This is a genomic window from Porphyromonas sp. oral taxon 275 (assembly GCF_018127745.1).
Lineage (GTDB): Bacteria > Bacteroidota > Bacteroidia > Bacteroidales > Porphyromonadaceae > Porphyromonas.
In genome coordinates this window covers 1,957,439-1,973,171 of the sequence record NZ_CP072333.1, presented here as the reverse complement: position 1 = coordinate 1,973,171, position 15,733 = coordinate 1,957,439, and the positions used below count along the sequence as shown (strand labels likewise).

Sequence of the window (15,733 nt, the reverse complement as noted above, 5' to 3'; positions counted from 1 at the left end):
TTATGGATAACATTATTTTGGCAGGAGATAGCTATAAGATTGTCGATGTTCGAGAAAAGCTGACGATCGCAGATAGTTTTGTCGTTCGAGCAAATAAACTCGGCTCAGGTAATGGGGAAGCAAAACTATATGTGGGCCAGCGTACGGACAGTAATCTTCAGTTTTGGGGAAAAGAGCCTTTTGCGTGTCAATGCTTCTTACTCAAGAATGATCTTTTGCGTTACCTAGACCAAGTGCATGCTGAGTATCTTTATCCGGAGCAGAACTATCAGGCAAAAGAGACCCTGCCTGAGCTGTGGCGAAATAGACGTAAGGTTGTGGAGCTTTACCCTGATCGGATTGAGTTTTCACTGCAAAGTCAAACTCAGATTGTAGGGCCGAGACTCTATGTCTCCTCTGAGACTCGGAAAGGATCAGCCTACAACCTTATAAGAGAGCTATCTCTACCTAATGTGACCTATGTGAGTATCCTTAAGCTCGTTGATGAGGGCGGGCGCTTGTCGTACTATTTCCGCCTATTTGCGAGTTTCTTAGGGGATGAAATTCATCCGGCAATTGTAGAGCAACAAGAGCAACAAGTATTGCAGCTGGATATCCCCGCTACAGAGCGTCAGCAGATTGTTCGTTCACGGCAGGGGCAAGGAACATATCGTAGTCGATTGCTTGAAGAATGCCCTTTTTGTCCTGTAACCCTAGTCTCCGACGATCGACTGCTGATCGCAAGTCATATTAAACCATGGGCTGTATCTTCCGATCGAGAACGCTTGGACCCCAAAAATGGGTTGATGCTTACGCCTACAATTGATCGCCTATTTGATCAGGGTTATCTGTCATTTACGGATGATAAACAGTCTATACTTTCGCCCTTCTTGTCTCCTCGAACATTTAGCTTGCTAGGGTTGGCCTCAGGGAAGAGTTATCCCAACCTCCCCATCGAAGGTCGACAAGAATATATGGCATATCATAGAGATAATATCCTTAAACATTAATACCTATATTATTGATGGAGTGGACTAGGGTAACCTTATTAAGCGGCCTCTTCTTTTTGGCAGCACTCGGCCTCGCAGCCCAGCAGCCCGCAGATGCCATCCTCGGTACCTATATGACCGAGGGCGGCAAGGCCAAGATCGTCGTCTCCAAGCAGGGCACGCGCTACATCGGTACCCTCGTCTGGACACGCCGCGGCGATGTCCTCGACAGCAAGAACCCCGACAAGGCCGAGGCCGAGAAGAAGCTCGTCGGCAAGGTCATCCTCCGCGATCTGCAGCATGACGAAGGCGCTGACTACAAGGGCGGTAAGATCTATGACCCCGAGAGCGGCAAGACCTACAGCTGCAAGGCCACGCGCCAGGCGGACGGCAACCTTAAGGTACGCGGCTTCATCGGGGCGTCCCTTTTCGGACGTACGACCCTCTGGACGCGCCAGCGCTAGCAGCCCTCAGACGGGTGCGCTTCGCAGTGCGAAAAGACACTCTTTAACGTCTCTTGCAGATAAATGCTTACTTTTGCATAAGTATATAGGATCACTAGATGGACGAGGTACGTATCGATAAGTGGCTCTGGGCGGTGCGCGTCTTCAAGACACGCTCCATCGCTACCGACGCCTGCCGCAAGGGGCGCGTAGCGATCGACGGGGCCACAGTCAAGCCTGCGCGCATGCTACAGCGTGGCGCGATCGTCTCCGTCCGCAAGCCTCCTGTGACCTACTCCTTCCGAGTGCTGGAGCTCATCGGTAGCCGCGTCGGTGCCAAGCTCGTGCCCCAGTACCTGGAGAACGTCACCCCCCGCGAGCAGTACGAGCTACTGGAGCTGCAGCGGGTCTCAGGCTTTGTCGACCGAGCTAAGGGGCTCGGCCGTCCGACCAAGAAGGACCGTCGCGACCTCGACCAGTTCGCCGACGATCTCCCCGAGGGTATGGACCTCTTCGATTGGGACGAGGACTGGGATGAGGAGCTACACTAGCCGAACCTAAGAGAGTACACCCATAAGCAAACAGCGTATGAAGATCAAAGACTCTATCTCCATTCGTCACATCGCTGACGAGTACATCATGATCGTAGGCTCTGGGTCGAGCCTGGACTACACCCAGGCTGTGAGCCTCAACGATACGGCTGCCTACCTCCTCGAGAGTGTAGGGCAGGAGCCCTTCGAGGCTGAGGACTGGGTAGAGCTCCTGATGGAGCGCTACGACGTCGATGCTGAGACGGCTGCCGCCGATGTGGCGCGCCTCATTACCGAGCTGCACGAGGTCAAGGTCCTCGACTAAGGGCTCTCCGAGGGCTCCCCAAACCCTTACTGACTTCATCACCCACAGCCCCCACCATACGGCGATGCTGACCCAGGCTGATCGGCTCTTCCTTCTGCTCCTACGCATAGCGATGCGCGGCGAGCAGCCTGATCCTACGCCCTTCCTGGGGCTGAAGGAGGCCGTCTGGCGGCGCATACGTCATCTGGCGCGAGCACACGCCGTGGCGGGCTTCGTCGGGGATACGATCCTCAAGTTGCCTAAGGAGGCACTCCCCCCGCGTCAGCTCTACCTCAAGATCTTCACCGAGGTAGAGATGACGAAGGAGGGCAACCGCCGTCTGCTGGCTGGGCTCAAGGATCTGATGACCAAGCTCGAGGAGGTAGAGCTGCCCTTCGTCCTGCTCAAGGGCTTAGGCATCAGCCAGTACTACCCGAAGCCCGAGCTGCGGGCAGGCGGCGATCTGGACCTGCTGTACTACAGCGAGACTGACTACCTGTGGGCTAATGTCTTCCTCATGCAGGAGGGCTACCACCTGCATGTCGAGTCGGAGGCGCGCCGTGGGCACACGGCCTTCAGCTATCGGAGCACGCTGGTGGAGAACCATGCGCGGGCTGTCTTCTTTGACCTCAAGCGCCACAACGCCTACTTCGAGCAGCTCGTGCAGGCGGCGATCCGTGAGGGACGCCTAGAGCGCGTGTCGCTGGGCGAGGGTGTCGAGGTAGACACGCTCCCCGCTGATATCAATGCCCTCTACATCTTCATCCATATCTTCTTCCATTGGTTGCACTGGGGGGTAGGCTTCAGGCAGTACTGCGACTGGTTGCTCTACCTGGAGGCACACCGCCCCGAGCTGGATAATAGCCGCTTCACCGAGATGGCGCAGCAGCTGGATATCCTCTACCCGATGCAGCTCTTTGCCCAGGCGGCGATCCGTCACCTGGGAGCAGCCCCCGAGCTCTTCCCCTTCCCGCTCCTTGAGGAGGACGACCCGCATAGCGAGGATGTCCTGCAGGATGTGCTGCGTGGGGGGAACTTCGGCTTCGGCCAGCGCCCCGAGCCCGCCTCCAACGTCTGGGTATCCAACTGGCGCAAGCTGACCTTCAAGGCACGCCGCTCGCGTCGCCTCTATGCCATTACACCGCATCACGCCTCCCGCATCATCTGGGGCAGTGTCCTGGGGCACGTGATGCTCCATCTGCGCCCCCGAGGATGGTAGAGCTGCTGCGCTTCCTCCTCCGCGGTCATCGCTGGAGCATCCTCGTGATCATCCTCCTGGGGATACTGGGGGTAGGCTTCGCCCTTGCCTTTGTCTATCTGTCCAAGGAGGTCATCGACCAGGCCGTACTGCATCAGTCGGCCACCCTCACCCGCGACATCACCCTTCTGGTCCTAAGTCTTGCCCTGCAGGTCGTCTGCAAGGTCGCCTCAGTACGCCTGACGGGCTACACGGGGGCTCGTATGAGCATCGCCCTGCAGCGTAAGGTCTTCCGCCATCTGCTCTATACGCGCTGGCAGCAGCTCTCCGAGCTCCATAGCGGCGACGTCATCGTCCGTATGCTGCGCGACACAGATGCCCTGGTGGGCTTCTTCGTCTCCTCCCTCCCCACAGCCATCACAGCGAGCATCCAGCTCTTGGGTGCCTTGCTGCTCCTCTACTACTTCAGCCCAAGCCTTGCACTTATCCTTGGCCTAGGGATGCCGCTCGTGCTGCTCTTCAGCCGCCTCTACTACCGCCGTATGCGCCGCTATACGGATGAGATGAAGGCCGCCGAGAGCCAGATCACTGCCCACATCCAGGAGCGCCTGACCAACCAGACCCTCCTGCGTACCTTCGAGCGCCAGGAGTCCAGCCTCGTGGAGCTAGGCCTCAAGCAAGGCCGCTACATGCAGGCCGTACGCCGCCAGACCTTTGTCTCCGTCTTCACCAGCCTCTTCATCCAAAGCGCCTTCTCTGCGGGCTACATCACGGCCTTCCTATGGAGCGTACGGGGTATCTTCTATAGCACGGTGACCTTCGGGATGATGACCTCCTTCCTCCAGCTGGTAGGGCGCATCCAGGGGCCGCTGAATACGCTCCTGGGCCTCCTGCCTACGCTGGTCAATGCCCGCTCTAGCCTCGATCGCCTCGGGCAAATCCTCGCGCTGAAGACCGAGGACATGCAGCGTGAGCTGCGCCTCAGTGGCGAGCTGGAGCTGCGCGTCGAGGGGCTGAGCTTCCGCTACAGTGCCGAGGAGCCCTGGGTCTACCGGGACTTCGACCTCGAGGCCCGCAGCGGTCAGATGATCGCCCTGATGGGTCGCACGGGCACGGGCAAGACCACCCTGCTGCGCCTACTGCTTGGCCTCGTCAGCCCTACCGAAGGGAGCCTGGAGCTGCGTGCTGGAGGGCGAAGCTATCCCATAGCCGAGCGCACACGATCCAACTTCGTCTACGTCCCTCAGGGCGGTAGCCTGATGAGTGGCACCATACGAGAGAACCTCCTCATTGGGGACGATGAGGCCAGCGACGAGCGCCTATGGCAAGCGCTGGACCTAGCCGTCGCAGACTTCGTGCGTAGCCTCCCCGAGGGGCTCGACACGCTGATCGGCGAGCGTGGCCTAGGGCTCTCCGAGGGCCAAGCGCAGCGTATCGCCATCGCCCGAGCGCTGCTGCGTCCTGGGCGTATCCTGCTGCTGGACGAGGCCACCTCGGCACTGGATGAGGATACGGAGGCACGCTTCCTCGAGCAGCTGAGACGCTCGGTGCAGGATCGCCTCGTGATCTTCATCACCCATCATCCGCGTGTGGCGGCTGCCTGTGATCAGGTCGTCGAGCTACGCCCTGCCTAGCGGATCCCCCGCTGCAGGCACGCACGCATCACTTTCTAGAACCTAACTAAGATATATGTCAGAGGACAACGAATACCTACGCATAGAGGAGGACATCGTCGCCGCGCTCCGCACGGTCTACGACCCCGAGATTCCCGTGAACGTCTACGACCTAGGGCTCATCTACTGTGTCGAGCTGACGGACGAGAAGTTCGTCATCATCACCATGACCCTTACAGCCCCCAACTGCCCTGCCGCCGACTTCATCCTCGAGGATGTACGCATGAAGATCGAGGACGTCGCGGGCGTCACTGGGGTAGAGATTCAGCTTACCTTCGAGCCCGAGTGGTCCAAGGAGATGATGAGCGAGGAGGCCATGCTGGAGCTGGGCTTCCTCTAGGGATCAGGTTATGATGACACAGACAGCACGTACCAAGGTCTTCTTCACCAGCGATGCCCACCTCGGCTCGGGCTACCATCAGGATCCGCTCGCCGTGGAGCAGCGGCTGGTGCGCTGGCTGCAGCACATCGAGCCTGAGGCACGGGCGGTGTACTTCCTCGGGGACATGTTCGACTACTGGTTCGAGTACCGCGCGGTTGTCCCTCGAGGCTATGTGCGCTTCCTCGGGCAGGTGGCCCTGATGAGCGATCGCGGGGTGGATATCCACTTCTTCGCGGGCAATCACGATGTGTGGTTCAGGGACTATGTACAGCAGGAGCTTGGCGCCCAGGTGCATCACCACGCGCTGGAGTGCGTGCTGGATGGCAAGCGCTTCCGCCTGGCGCATGGCGACGAGGAGTCGCAGAGCGAAGGCTGGACGAGCGCCTTCCTCTACCGCCTCTTCCGCAATCCACTGGCACAGCTCCTCTACGGCGCCGTACATCCCCGCTGGACGGTAGGCTTTGCCCTCAGCTGCTCGCTGCGCAGCCGACGCAAGGGCCTCAAGCGGGCGACCCTCGGCGAAGTCCCGCACGCCTACCACAATGAGTACTTCGACCTCGAGCAGGAGACGCTCATTCGCTGGACGAAGGACTACGCTGCCAAGCATCCCGAGATCGACTATTACCTCTTCGGCCACCGTCATCTCTTGGTGGACCTCGCCCTCCGCGGCGATCGGCGCGTGCTCATCCTTGGGGATTGGCTGCGCTACAATTCGTACGCGGTCTGGGACGGCAGCGTCCTCTACCTCGATCAGTGGGAGGTCGAGGACTAAGCTCCTCCTACTGCCTCCGCATTACTCCTATATATACCCCAAGGCATGAAGCGCATACTCCTATGCTCCTCCCTCCTCGTGCTTAGCCTCCTCTCACTAGGCTGCAGCCAGCAGGGACAGACGAACTCCCTAGCGTCCGACTCCATCGCCAGCACCGACAGCCTCGAGGGGCGCCAAGTGCTCATCGGCAAGACGCTCCTCCTCGACTACGGCACGATGAAGGCCGAGGTACGCTATGACTCTGATTCTGTCTATTGGCGCACGATGACCCCCGAAGGGCAGCTGACGAGGCAGGACCGCGAGATCCCGTCCTATGAGGCGCTGGGCGGAGATCGCTTCTTCGTCACCTGGCAGGAGGCGGATGGTACGGCGGTGACGCAGATCGTGGACCTCAAGGAAGGCACCGTGATGGCAAGCATCCTTGACCCAGCCAAGGCCAAGAGCGGAGACCGTACCCCGCTCGTCCTCGTCGGTACGGCTAAGGAAGTGAACCAAGCCAAGTAAGCCCGCTCGCCCAAGCTCCCTCCGAGGCTAAGCCTCCCCCCGCCGCACAGCCCCCACATAGAGCCGCTCGCACCCTTCGCGAGCCCTCTGTGTGGGGGCTTCCTTTTCCGCTTCGCCTTTAGTCTTACTTTGTACTAAGTTCCCACCCTTTTAGCCTCATTCAAGATGGGACTATTCCTGTAGCTTGCTGCCCCCTATCCCTCACGGCACTGACTGACACCCCTCAGCGCGCTGACTGCCGTCAGTCAGCCCCCTGACTGCTATCCCTCCCGTCCCCCGCCGCCAAGTCCCGCCGCTCCACCTGCTGCTTCTGCCCTTCCCCCAAGCCTCCTCCGAGCCTCCATACTGCCTGATCCTTTTTAATTCTATTCAATTAAAAAGAACTTACAGCCCTTTACTTCGGGCTGGCTCAGGAGGAGGGCTGCAGCTGGCTGAGGGGAAAAGAAAAAGCGCCCCGCCGCCTGGTCTCGAGAGAGACTAGGCGGCGGGGCGCTGTCGTAGGTAGGGGCGGCGCTAGCGGCGGTAGAAGAGATAGCCGCGGAGCGTCTGAGGGCGGAAGCGCGGCATCAGCGTCGCGGCATCCAGCTCCACTGAGGTCGTGGTGAAGTCCGTACGTAGGCGCTGCCCCTCCAGCTGCCCTACGAAGCCACGCACAATGACCGCTTCGCCGAAGGGCGTGTCCTGCGCGTAGTCGTCGATGAGGAGCTTCGTCCCCTCGACACGATAGCTGAGTTCGTAGGTGAGGGTTGGGTGTAGGGTGCTGCCCGTATAGAGGACGAAGCGCAGGCGGTCGGCACTGTGGAAGTCCAGTGTCATCGTCCCCGTACCCTCCGTCCAGTAGCTGCCGACGAGGCTATTCGAGGGGGCTTCGGGCGTCTCCTGTCCCTTGCAGGCTGCGAGGAAGAGGAGGGCAAGGAGGCTCGCTATAAGGAGGCGGAGCCTAGGAAGGCGCTTCGAAAGCGCGCTAAGGTGCATCGTGTGGGGCATGGGCTAGGGGAGTTCGTCGATCTGGAAGAAGTAGCTGCCGTAGCCCGCCTGGGTGTAGGCCTGCTTCGTACCTCGGGGGACGAGGAGGCGGGCGATACGTTCGCTCTGCGTGGGGCGGAAGAAGGCCGCCGCGCCGAGGCTGGGGGGAGTCTTCGCCAGACAGCGTACCAGCTCGAGCGCCTTACACTGCGCCAGTGCCTGCTGTCCGATGCTCTGGAGCGTCGAGGGGAGCGTGATCTCGGTGATGGCCGCAGCGTAGAGGGCTTGGTCGCCGAGGCTAAGCAATCCCTCAGGGAGGGTCAAGGGTCCCTTGAGCTGTAGGGCGAAGAGGGCCGCGCGGTCGATATGTCGCAGCGTGGAGGGGAGGCGGAGCACCTGGAGGGCACAGCCCTGCTCGGGCTGGATCGTGCCGCTGGCGGTGTAGCTATGCCATACCGAGGCGGAGAGAGCATAGGGGGCTAGGCGCTCTAGACCCTCGGGAAGGCTCAGCGTGCCGAAGCTGGCACGGCCATAGCTGGGCTTGTGCGCTGGGCTGAGGAGGCTGAAGCGGTGGTCGAGGCTACGCAGCTGCGTCGTGGGTGCAAAGCGCACATCGCTGTAGCTACCCTGTAGCGTCACGGCGCGGAGCCCACGGGGGAGGCTGAGCGGGGCAGAGAGCTTAGCCAGCAGACGTAGCTCCTCGAGGCCTTCGGGGAGGCTTAGCTCCTTCGTGATGCTCGGCAGCTCGCGCTCCTCGCTGCCTTCCTTCTCGTCGATCGGCAGGAGGCTCTGTCCGCAGTAGAACTGCCGCAGCGAGCTCGGCAGCTCGAGGCTCTGGACGGAGAGGGTGCCGAGGCTGAGGCTGCTGTAGCCCTCGGGGCAGCGCAGAAGCTCGTAGCTGTAGCCGGGGTTGAAGTTCAGCTCGTTCTGTATCCCCAGCGGGAGCGTCAGGCGCTTGATCTGTAGCCCAGTGGCGAACTCATCGGGGAGGCGCCCCTCGGTGACACGTATCGGCTCGGGGTCCTTGGTCTCGTTCCACCGACGGCGACGGGTGATGCCGCGCCCTCCAGGCGAGAGCTGTGCATCGCCGAGGTCCAGCGTGGCGATCTTGTCCCGCTGCTCGACGAAGAAGAGTAGGTCGCTGCCGTTGACGGGGCCGTGGACGATGATCTTGGTGAAGAAGGGGATATCCTTCGCCACCTGCGGGAGCAGTCCTGGCACGCGCTGCGTCAGCTCGAGGATGCCCTCACGGTAGGTGAAGCTCGGGGCCTCGTGGTGGCTGACGGTGATGCTCACCGAGTCCTCGGAGAAGGTGCTGGAGAGGGGATCGCCGAGGCGTACACGTACTACGGCCTCACCCTCCTGGAGGGCCTCCACCTGCCCAGACTGGTCCACGCGGACGATGTCGGGGGCACTGCTACTCCAGTGGACGGGTTCGCTGGGGCGGTAGTCGGCAGGGAGATACTGGGTGCCGAGGGTGTAGCGCTCCAGCGGGTTGAGCGTAAGGCTCTTGTCCCGAAGGTAGACGCCTGAGGAGAGAAGCAGGAAGCGACGGCTGCTGCGGACGCGCTGCCCACCCGAATTGAGGCTGGTGACGTAGACGGTGACTTCGCCGCTGGCGAGCGGCTTCAAGAGCCCGCCGTACTGGATGGAGGCGAGGCTGGCATCGGAGACGCTCCAGCTGAGGCGTGGGGCATCTACCTCGGGGGTGGTGCGTACCTCCAGCTGGTAGCTGCGGCCCGTGTAGAGTGTGTCCGAGGCCAGCGGGGCGATCGAGAGCTGCTGGACGATGGGATCCTCGGCCGAGCAGGAGGCTAGGGCGAGGAGCGCCGTAGCGAGGGCGCCGAGTCTATGGAGTAGGGACATAAGCGTGGGGTCGATGGGCTAGGGCGCGTAGACTACTGGCCTGCGGCCTGAGTGAAGGTGAAGCTGAGCGGCTGCAGCCCTTCGCCCGAGGGGGGTACGAGGCGTAGCGAGGTGCTGCGGGGGCTGCCCGTCTCGTTGGGCTCGGCGTAGAAGGCGATGGAGCTGACCAGCCCCGTCGTGGGGTCGGTCTTGAGCTGGGCCAGTAGCCAGCCCGAGCGGGTGGCGGGTCGCTCGATGCGGATGAGCTCGGGGGAGAGGTTGGTCGTCAGGGCGACGGTGGCCACGACGTACTTCTCATAGTACTCGGGCGCGGCGGCGAAGCGTAGGCTGCGGGACTCGTCCGTCGTCAGCGTGTAGCTACCCGTGAAGGGTGCCTGGACGCAGTGGAAGCTCACGGGCTTGGCAGCCTCGGAGCTGCTCTTCCCTTGATCATTGTAGCCGACGGTGATGGTGAATCGGCGCTCGCGGCGAGAGGCGTTCGCTGGGAAGCTGATGCCGCGCACGGTCAGCAGGTCGGGGTAGCTGAGCTCGGCACCCTCGGGGAGCCCCGTCTGCCAGTCGTCGGAGGGGATGCTGACGCCTGAGGGGGTACTCCAGCTGAGGCTATTGCCTCGGCCGTTGAGCTGCAGCGTGAGCTCGAGCGTACCCGCCTCCTGATCGATGCGTAGTGTCTCGGACTTGCTGCCCGTGCGGCTCTTGATATAGCTGCTGGTGGGGAAGAAGGGCACCTGACGGAAGAACCACGCCCGCTGCTCGTTCCGCTTATTCGTGATGCAGAAGGCGTAGATGGCGTCATCCATATCCGCCAGGCTATTGCCGAGGTGGTTGACATTGCTCGTGGGGCGTCCCTGGATGGCTAGGCCGCCTGCTGTGCGCACGAGCTGGAAATACTGCTGCAGCTCGGGGCGCTCCATCTGGAAGTCCTCGGGCTTGATGCTGTACTGCCAGAAGGCGGACTGGAGCATCTGGGCGCTCTGGCGCTGCGTCTCCTCGACGCTCTTGCCTAGCCCCTGATGGGTGCGCGTCACGACATAGGTCGTCAGCTCCAGCTCCTCCAGTGGGAGGCTGCTGGTGAAGGGGATCCGTAGCTCCGTCTGTCCTGGGGTGAGGAGGGGCAGCTGCTGGCGCGTGGCCTCGAGCTGGACGCTGGCGCCGAGCTGGAGGATGCGGTAGCTGATGGAGAGGGAGGGGTGCAGCGGGTCGGAGAGGTGCAGGAGGGCCTTGCGCTGGGCGAGCCCCTTGGGTAGGGGATCGGCTTCGAGCTCGATCCCCCAGCCGAGCTCGTGGGGGACGATCTTGGCCGTCCTTAGCCAGCCCTCGGCACCGCCCTGCCACTCATAGCGCTGCTCGAGCGTCCGCGCGTCGAAGCTACAGCGCAGCACCAGCGGTTCCCGCAGCGTGCCGCCTCCCTGAGGGGCGAGCAGCGTGTAGACGTCGCTGCGGTTCTCATAGAAGGTGCTGACGGGGTAGTCGAAGGCCGTGACGTAGGGGAAGAGGTAGCGGTCGGCCGCGAGCTGCTCTGTGGAGCTCTGCTGGATGCGCAGGCGCTGGCCTGCCTTGCGCTCGCCGCGCTCGATGATCTGCAGGAGGAGCTCCGTCTGGCGTGGGGCGGCTGTGGCATTGCGCGCCACGTAGACGAGGAGCATGCCCTGCTGGAGCTTGGTCTCGATCCAGTCGGCCTGCTCGGCTACCTGCAGGCGAGCGTCGTCGATGGAGCTGGTGAAGGGGATGCGCAGCGTGTCACCCTCGCTGCGGGCGGTGATGGGCGCCTCGGTGAGGGAGGAGGCGAGGCTCAGGCGAGGGGCTTCATCCTTCTGCTGGCAGGCGCCGAGGCCGAGGGTGAGCAGGAGACTGAGTCTATAGAGGTGGATACTCATGATGATCGGTATGGGGGGCTAGGCCGTGCGGTGCATGGTGAGGTAGACGGAGCAGACCCCAGGCTCGGTGAGGCGCACCAGGAGCTTGCCCTCCTCGCTACGTACTAGCTCGAGGTAGAGGTCTACCTGCTGGCGCGCGTAGCTGGTGATGATGGGGAAGATATAGTCGCTCTCGAAGACGCCGGGGTAGGCCTTATTGTCCCCGAAGAAGGGGAAGAGGTCGAAGTGCAGCAGGGCGCGGGAGCCAGCGACACGCCAGCGGCCGCGGAACTGATTGACGCCGAAGCGCGGCACAGGCAGCGCCGAGAGGATAACCTCGCCATTGGGACGCAGCTGCAGGCGGTAGCTCATCAAGAGGGGATAGAGGTTGCGCACGGCATCATCCATCAGCGTGACGCGCTTCCAGTCCTCGCTATTGACGCGATAGCTGCCCTCGAGGGCCTTCGCCTCGAGAGGCTCGGTGCTCAGCGGGTTGCGTGCGCTCCAGCTGGGGTCGATGACGTCGGTCTCGCGGCTCCAGTAGTTCTCCTGTGCTCCCTTACCGATGAGCTCGGCGGAGAAGCTGTACTCTGAGTTGACGAAGAAGGCCTCCATGTGGAGCATGTTGTCCAGCAGGTGGAAGCGGCGTACCTTCATTCTGCAGCTCAGGTCGCCCCCGACGGGCGAGCCGAAGCGTAGCAGCAGTTCCTCGGGCTGGTCCTTGTCCAGGCGCCACGAGCCCGTGTAGTAGAAGATCGTATTGCCTAGCTCGGGGATGGTGTAGGTGGCGTAGACCTGCCCCGTCTTGGAGAGCTGCAGGGAGTGCAGGTAGCCGCCGCTGACGCTGAGGATAGGGCGAGCCGTGGCGGAGAGCTGGTCGAGGCGTGTGGGCAGCAGCACCCTCAGGCGCTGGGCATCGACACGCCAGGTCACCCCGATGATCTTCTCTAGGGTCAGCGAGGCGGGGAACTCGATGCGGCTCTGCTCGTCGCCCTTCATCGGCAGGTCGTTGGTGCAGCCCCCGAGGCCAAGGAGCATCAGGAGCGAGAGCAGGCAGATATATAGCTGGGTCTTCATCGGTCGGCGGGTAGGGTGATGTGCTTGAGGTCGGCCACGTAGCCGCTCTGCAGGGAGACAGAGAAGGCGGGACGCAGCCTACCGCTCTTGGGCTCGTAGCTGTAGTAGCCGTTGTAGGGGGCGTCGCTGCCCGTACGGACGTAGCGCAGGTAGAGCTCATCGCCGAGGGCGATGCCGAGGTTGACGCCCAGCAGCGGAGCTGAGCAGGGCTGTAGGCCTGGGAGGGGCTGGGCGCTGCGTCTAGCGATGTCGATGAGGTAGTACTGCCAGAGGTTGGGTGGCACGAGGGCGCTGCTCTCCGTGAGGGCCGAGACATTGACCAGCGTCAGCAGCTTGCCCCCGCGGGCGAGGATCCCATGGAAGCGTGCGGGGCGGTCGCTGACGAGCTCGGCGATGCTGTAGCTCCAGGTGGGGTCTACCTCGGTGGCGCCCTTGCGGATGCGGTAGATGAGGGCATTCTGGTAGAAGCCCTGGGGGTCACCGCCCTGCGTCATGAGGTAGAGGTCGCCCCGCTCGTCGTGGCTGTACTGCAGGAGCTCGGAGGCTGAGCCGAGGCGCCCCGTATTGGGCAGATAGGAGAGGCTCAGCAGGCGCCCGCCTGACTTGGCCTCGTAGGCTACGAGGTAGCTGTCGCGCGAGATCCTATTACCCTGTGCGGTCTGTAGGCTGAGGTCCATGATGAGCGCCCCGCCATGCAGCACCATCAGCTGCTGCCCGAGGACGACCAGCGGCAGCGTCTGCCCCTTCAGCGAGGGTGTCTTCTCGAGAACGAACTGACGCATCTGCTCGCGGTCGGCATTGTTGACGAGGATCTGCTCGAGCAGCGGGGCGAAGCTCTCGGGATCGAAGAGCTGTATGCTGTAGCTCTCGTCCCGAGCGGGTGGCATCACGAGGAAGCCGCGGTCGGGCCCGACGACGAAGTTCTTCGGCGCCTGGCTGAAGCCCGTGCGGCGATCCTCGAGGTAGGCGCGCTGCTCTATGACACCGCCCTTGGAGGAGAGCAGCAGGCGTACGGGCGTATTGGTCATCAGCTCGGTCTGCGTCTGCTGGTTGGCATTGTTGGCGAAGCGGTAGAGCCGTCCGCCACCCTCCAGCAGCCCTCCGCCCCCAGCGCCATAGCGCCCGATGAGGGTATTGTCCTGGAGGATGTTGTTAAGCGCCTGCCCCTGGGGGAGGGTATCGCTGTAGGAGATATAGCTGGTGTAGCTGGTGCGCCCCTTCAGCGGCCCTGCGGGCACGACCTGCGGGATGTAGGTCATCAGCACGTAGCGATCCCGTCCCAGCGCGGGGGTGGTGGTTGACGTCATGCTGGCGGAGGGCGTCGTGCTCCCCGTCGTGCGGGGCTGCTCGCTGCAGCCCGCCGTGAGGCCTGCCAGCGCTAGGGCGAGGCTAGCGATATAGCTGTGTCGTATCATATAGCTGCCTTAATAGTTCTTGATCTCTTCCTCGACGACACGTATCCCCTCGGGCACGTTCTTGACGATGCAGCCCGGGCGCACGGTGATGCTCTTCTCTACGAAGCAGCTGGCACTGAGCTTCCCGAAGTCGAGGTAGTCCAGCGGCAGGGCGTTGTAGGAGCTGACGGCGCGTGTGGAGATGAGCCCCTTGAAGCCCTGCCACTGGCTGCCGCTGAAGTCCCACACCGAGCCCGAGAAGCGCAGCACTGACTCATCGCCACGTGGCTGGTAGCGGCTCGGGACGAGGGGCAGCACGTAGCCGACGACGCTGCGGAAGTCGCGGAAGAGCTGCTGTCCATCCAGCGGCAGCAGTCCGTGCTCGTAGCTGGCGGCGGGGCTGCCGTCCTGGTTGCGGCTAGTATAGTTGTAGAGTGCTAGCTCTGCCTGGAGGCGTCCTGCCTCGGGCACCTGGAGCTCGTCCACGTGGTCGAGGTGCAGGCGCAGGTCGTAGCGGTGCCCAAGGCTCGGGGTGCGGAGGCTGGAGAGGGCGCCGTAGCAAAGAAGGCTCTTTAGCCGCGGCTGCGTCTGCTCCCTGAGTCCTGAGAGGTCTACCTCCTTATAGTAGAGGGCGCCGAGGGTCAGCTCCTCGAGCTGGGGGCAGTGGGGGAGGCTGAGGGCGAAGCGCTTGCCCCAGTCCTTCTCGGGCGTGTAGGTCGTCTTGGGACGAAGCTGCAGGCTGAGGCGTCTGAGGGCGGGTAGGCGGAGCTCCTGCAGCGAGGCCCGCTCCAGCGACTCGCGTGCCGTGACGAGGATGTTGAGCTGCTCCAGCTGGGGGAGCTGCTCGCTGAGCTTCGTGACGAAGGCCTTGTCGAAGCGCAGCGGGTGGTAGAGGATACCGTCGGCGCCGCGCTGGTCCCCATCCTCGATCGTAATGTCGAGGCGTCGGAGCTGGGGGCTGACCTTGCCCAGCAGCTCTACATCCCTCAGGCGTATGCCCTCGAGGATAAGGCTGGAGGCTTGCTCGACCTGCAGCCCCGAGAGGGAGCTGTAGTAGCCGCCCTGGACGATGATGCGGGGACGCGCCTGGGGGGCAAGGCGTAGGCGTAGGTTGGGGGTATTCTTCAGCCGCAGCTCCTGGAGGTGGGGCGACTCGCTGAGGTCGACCTCGAGCCCGTCCTTGGCGTGACGTAGCTCGAGGCTGCGTAGCTGTGAGAGGCCTCTGAGGTCAAGGCGCTCCAGCGAGCCTGCCGTGAGGTGCAGCTCGGTGAGGGTGCTGTAGCGGGCGAGGTTGTAGAGCTGCGTCATCGTCTCGGGAAGGGCAATGCCCGAGCTGAAGTCCTGCTGGCTGTCGCGGCCGGCCATGACGAAGTTCAGCGCTGTGGGGTCCTCCATCGAGGAGAGGTGCCCGTGCTGGAGGTAGTAGTTGATGCGCTCCTTGCCGCCGAGGTAGGTCTTGCGCTGCTGCTCGTCGATAGCGTAGATGAGGTGCGCGTCGGCGAAGGCCTCAGCACGCTCCAGTACGCTGCGCAGCGAGTCCTGGGTGTGGCGGTCGGTGATGAGCTCCAGCTCCTGCCGTGCTAGGGCGAACTGTAGCCCCTTCAGATAGTCGCTGATGTGCTGCTGTAGCTGGGCCTGGCTCAGCTCCAGCCCCTGGGCGGGTGGTTCGTCGGGCTGCTGCCGCGTCAGGGGCTCGTAGACCCGCTGGCAGGAGGCGAGGAGCCCCAGCGTGAGCGCCAGAGGTAGGAGTGCCCGACGCAGCGCCGTGGCGGAGGGGAGGGATATGCGGGGTGTCATAGG

Annotated in this window: 15 protein-coding genes; 9 read left to right on the top strand and 6 right to left on the bottom strand. The window is 62.8% G+C overall.

Annotation, left to right across the window (positions count from 1 at the left end; all coding sequences use genetic code 11):
- Nucleotides 1-2 precede the first annotated feature (2 nt).
- The 9 genes from J4862_RS07950 to J4862_RS07910 all read left to right on the top strand — a co-directional run bounded on the left by J4862_RS07950 (nucleotide 3) and on the right by J4862_RS07910 (nucleotide 6,774).
- Entirely contained in the window at nucleotides 3-989 is a 987-nt protein-coding gene (locus J4862_RS07950; protein WP_211788570.1) for an HNH endonuclease, read from the top strand.
- Between the two features lie 56 nt (nucleotides 990-1,045).
- Nucleotides 1,046-1,432 carry a DUF2147 domain-containing protein gene (locus tag J4862_RS07945; RefSeq protein WP_249107419.1) on the top strand — a complete coding sequence of 129 codons (387 nt, stop codon included), beginning with the start codon at nucleotides 1,046-1,048 and terminating at the stop codon, nucleotides 1,430-1,432.
- Nucleotides 1,433-1,530: 98 nt separating this feature from the next.
- Nucleotides 1,531-1,962 (top strand): RNA-binding S4 domain-containing protein, encoded by a 432-nt coding sequence (locus J4862_RS07940; protein WP_211788568.1) that lies wholly within the window; start codon nucleotides 1,531-1,533, stop codon nucleotides 1,960-1,962.
- Nucleotides 1,963-1,999: 37 nt separating this feature from the next.
- On the top strand, nucleotides 2,000-2,266 hold the full coding sequence (locus J4862_RS07935) for a PqqD family protein (protein ID WP_249107418.1): 267 nt from the start codon (nucleotides 2,000-2,002) through the stop codon (nucleotides 2,264-2,266).
- A 64-nt stretch (nucleotides 2,267-2,330) separates the two neighbouring features.
- Entirely contained in the window at nucleotides 2,331-3,464 is a 1,134-nt protein-coding gene (locus tag J4862_RS07930; RefSeq protein ID WP_211788567.1) for a nucleotidyltransferase family protein, read from the top strand.
- A complete protein-coding gene (locus tag J4862_RS07925) occupies nucleotides 3,458-5,077 on the top strand; it encodes an ABC transporter ATP-binding protein (RefSeq protein WP_211788566.1) in 1,620 nt (539 codons plus the stop codon). Before J4862_RS07930 ends, J4862_RS07925 begins: the two co-directional genes overlap by 7 nt.
- Nucleotides 5,078-5,132: 55 nt before the next feature.
- Nucleotides 5,133-5,456, top strand: coding sequence for a metal-sulfur cluster assembly factor (locus tag J4862_RS07920; protein ID WP_211788565.1), 324 nt, complete (start codon nucleotides 5,133-5,135; stop codon nucleotides 5,454-5,456).
- A gap of 10 nt (nucleotides 5,457-5,466) precedes the next feature.
- A complete protein-coding gene (locus tag J4862_RS07915; RefSeq protein ID WP_211788564.1) occupies nucleotides 5,467-6,270 on the top strand; it encodes a UDP-2,3-diacylglucosamine diphosphatase in 804 nt (267 codons plus the stop codon).
- A 45-nt stretch (nucleotides 6,271-6,315) separates the two neighbouring features.
- A complete protein-coding gene (locus tag J4862_RS07910; protein WP_211788563.1) occupies nucleotides 6,316-6,774 on the top strand; it encodes a hypothetical protein in 459 nt (152 codons plus the stop codon).
- Nucleotides 6,775-7,287: 513 nt separating this feature from the next.
- Here J4862_RS07910 and J4862_RS07905 read toward each other — a convergent pair.
- From J4862_RS07905 to J4862_RS07880, 6 genes are read right to left on the bottom strand one after another with little or no spacing between them, the layout of a single operon-like run.
- Nucleotides 7,288-7,761: a hypothetical protein gene (locus J4862_RS07905; protein WP_211788562.1), complete on the bottom strand. Its 474-nt coding sequence runs from the start codon at nucleotides 7,759-7,761 to the stop codon at nucleotides 7,288-7,290.
- 3 nt (nucleotides 7,762-7,764) lie between these two features.
- Nucleotides 7,765-9,606, bottom strand: coding sequence for an Ig-like domain-containing protein (locus J4862_RS07900; protein WP_211788561.1), 1,842 nt, complete (start codon nucleotides 9,604-9,606; stop codon nucleotides 7,765-7,767).
- Nucleotides 9,607-9,638: 32 nt separating this feature from the next.
- The gene (locus J4862_RS07895; RefSeq protein WP_211788560.1) at nucleotides 9,639-11,483 is read right to left on the bottom strand and encodes a BACON domain-containing protein; all 1,845 of its coding nucleotides are present in this window, start codon (nucleotides 11,481-11,483) and stop codon (nucleotides 9,639-9,641) included.
- 18 nt (nucleotides 11,484-11,501) lie between these two features.
- Nucleotides 11,502-12,539, bottom strand: a complete 1,038-nt coding sequence (locus tag J4862_RS07890; protein ID WP_211788559.1) for a hypothetical protein — start codon at nucleotides 12,537-12,539, stop codon at nucleotides 11,502-11,504.
- Nucleotides 12,536-13,954: a hypothetical protein gene (locus J4862_RS07885; RefSeq protein WP_211788558.1), complete on the bottom strand. Its 1,419-nt coding sequence runs from the start codon at nucleotides 13,952-13,954 to the stop codon at nucleotides 12,536-12,538. The genes J4862_RS07890 and J4862_RS07885 overlap by 4 nt, the downstream gene beginning before the upstream one ends.
- 9 nt (nucleotides 13,955-13,963) lie before the next feature.
- The gene (locus tag J4862_RS07880) at nucleotides 13,964-15,730 is read right to left on the bottom strand and encodes a hypothetical protein (RefSeq protein WP_211788557.1); all 1,767 of its coding nucleotides are present in this window, start codon (nucleotides 15,728-15,730) and stop codon (nucleotides 13,964-13,966) included.
- Between the last annotated feature and the right edge of the window lie 3 nt (nucleotides 15,731-15,733).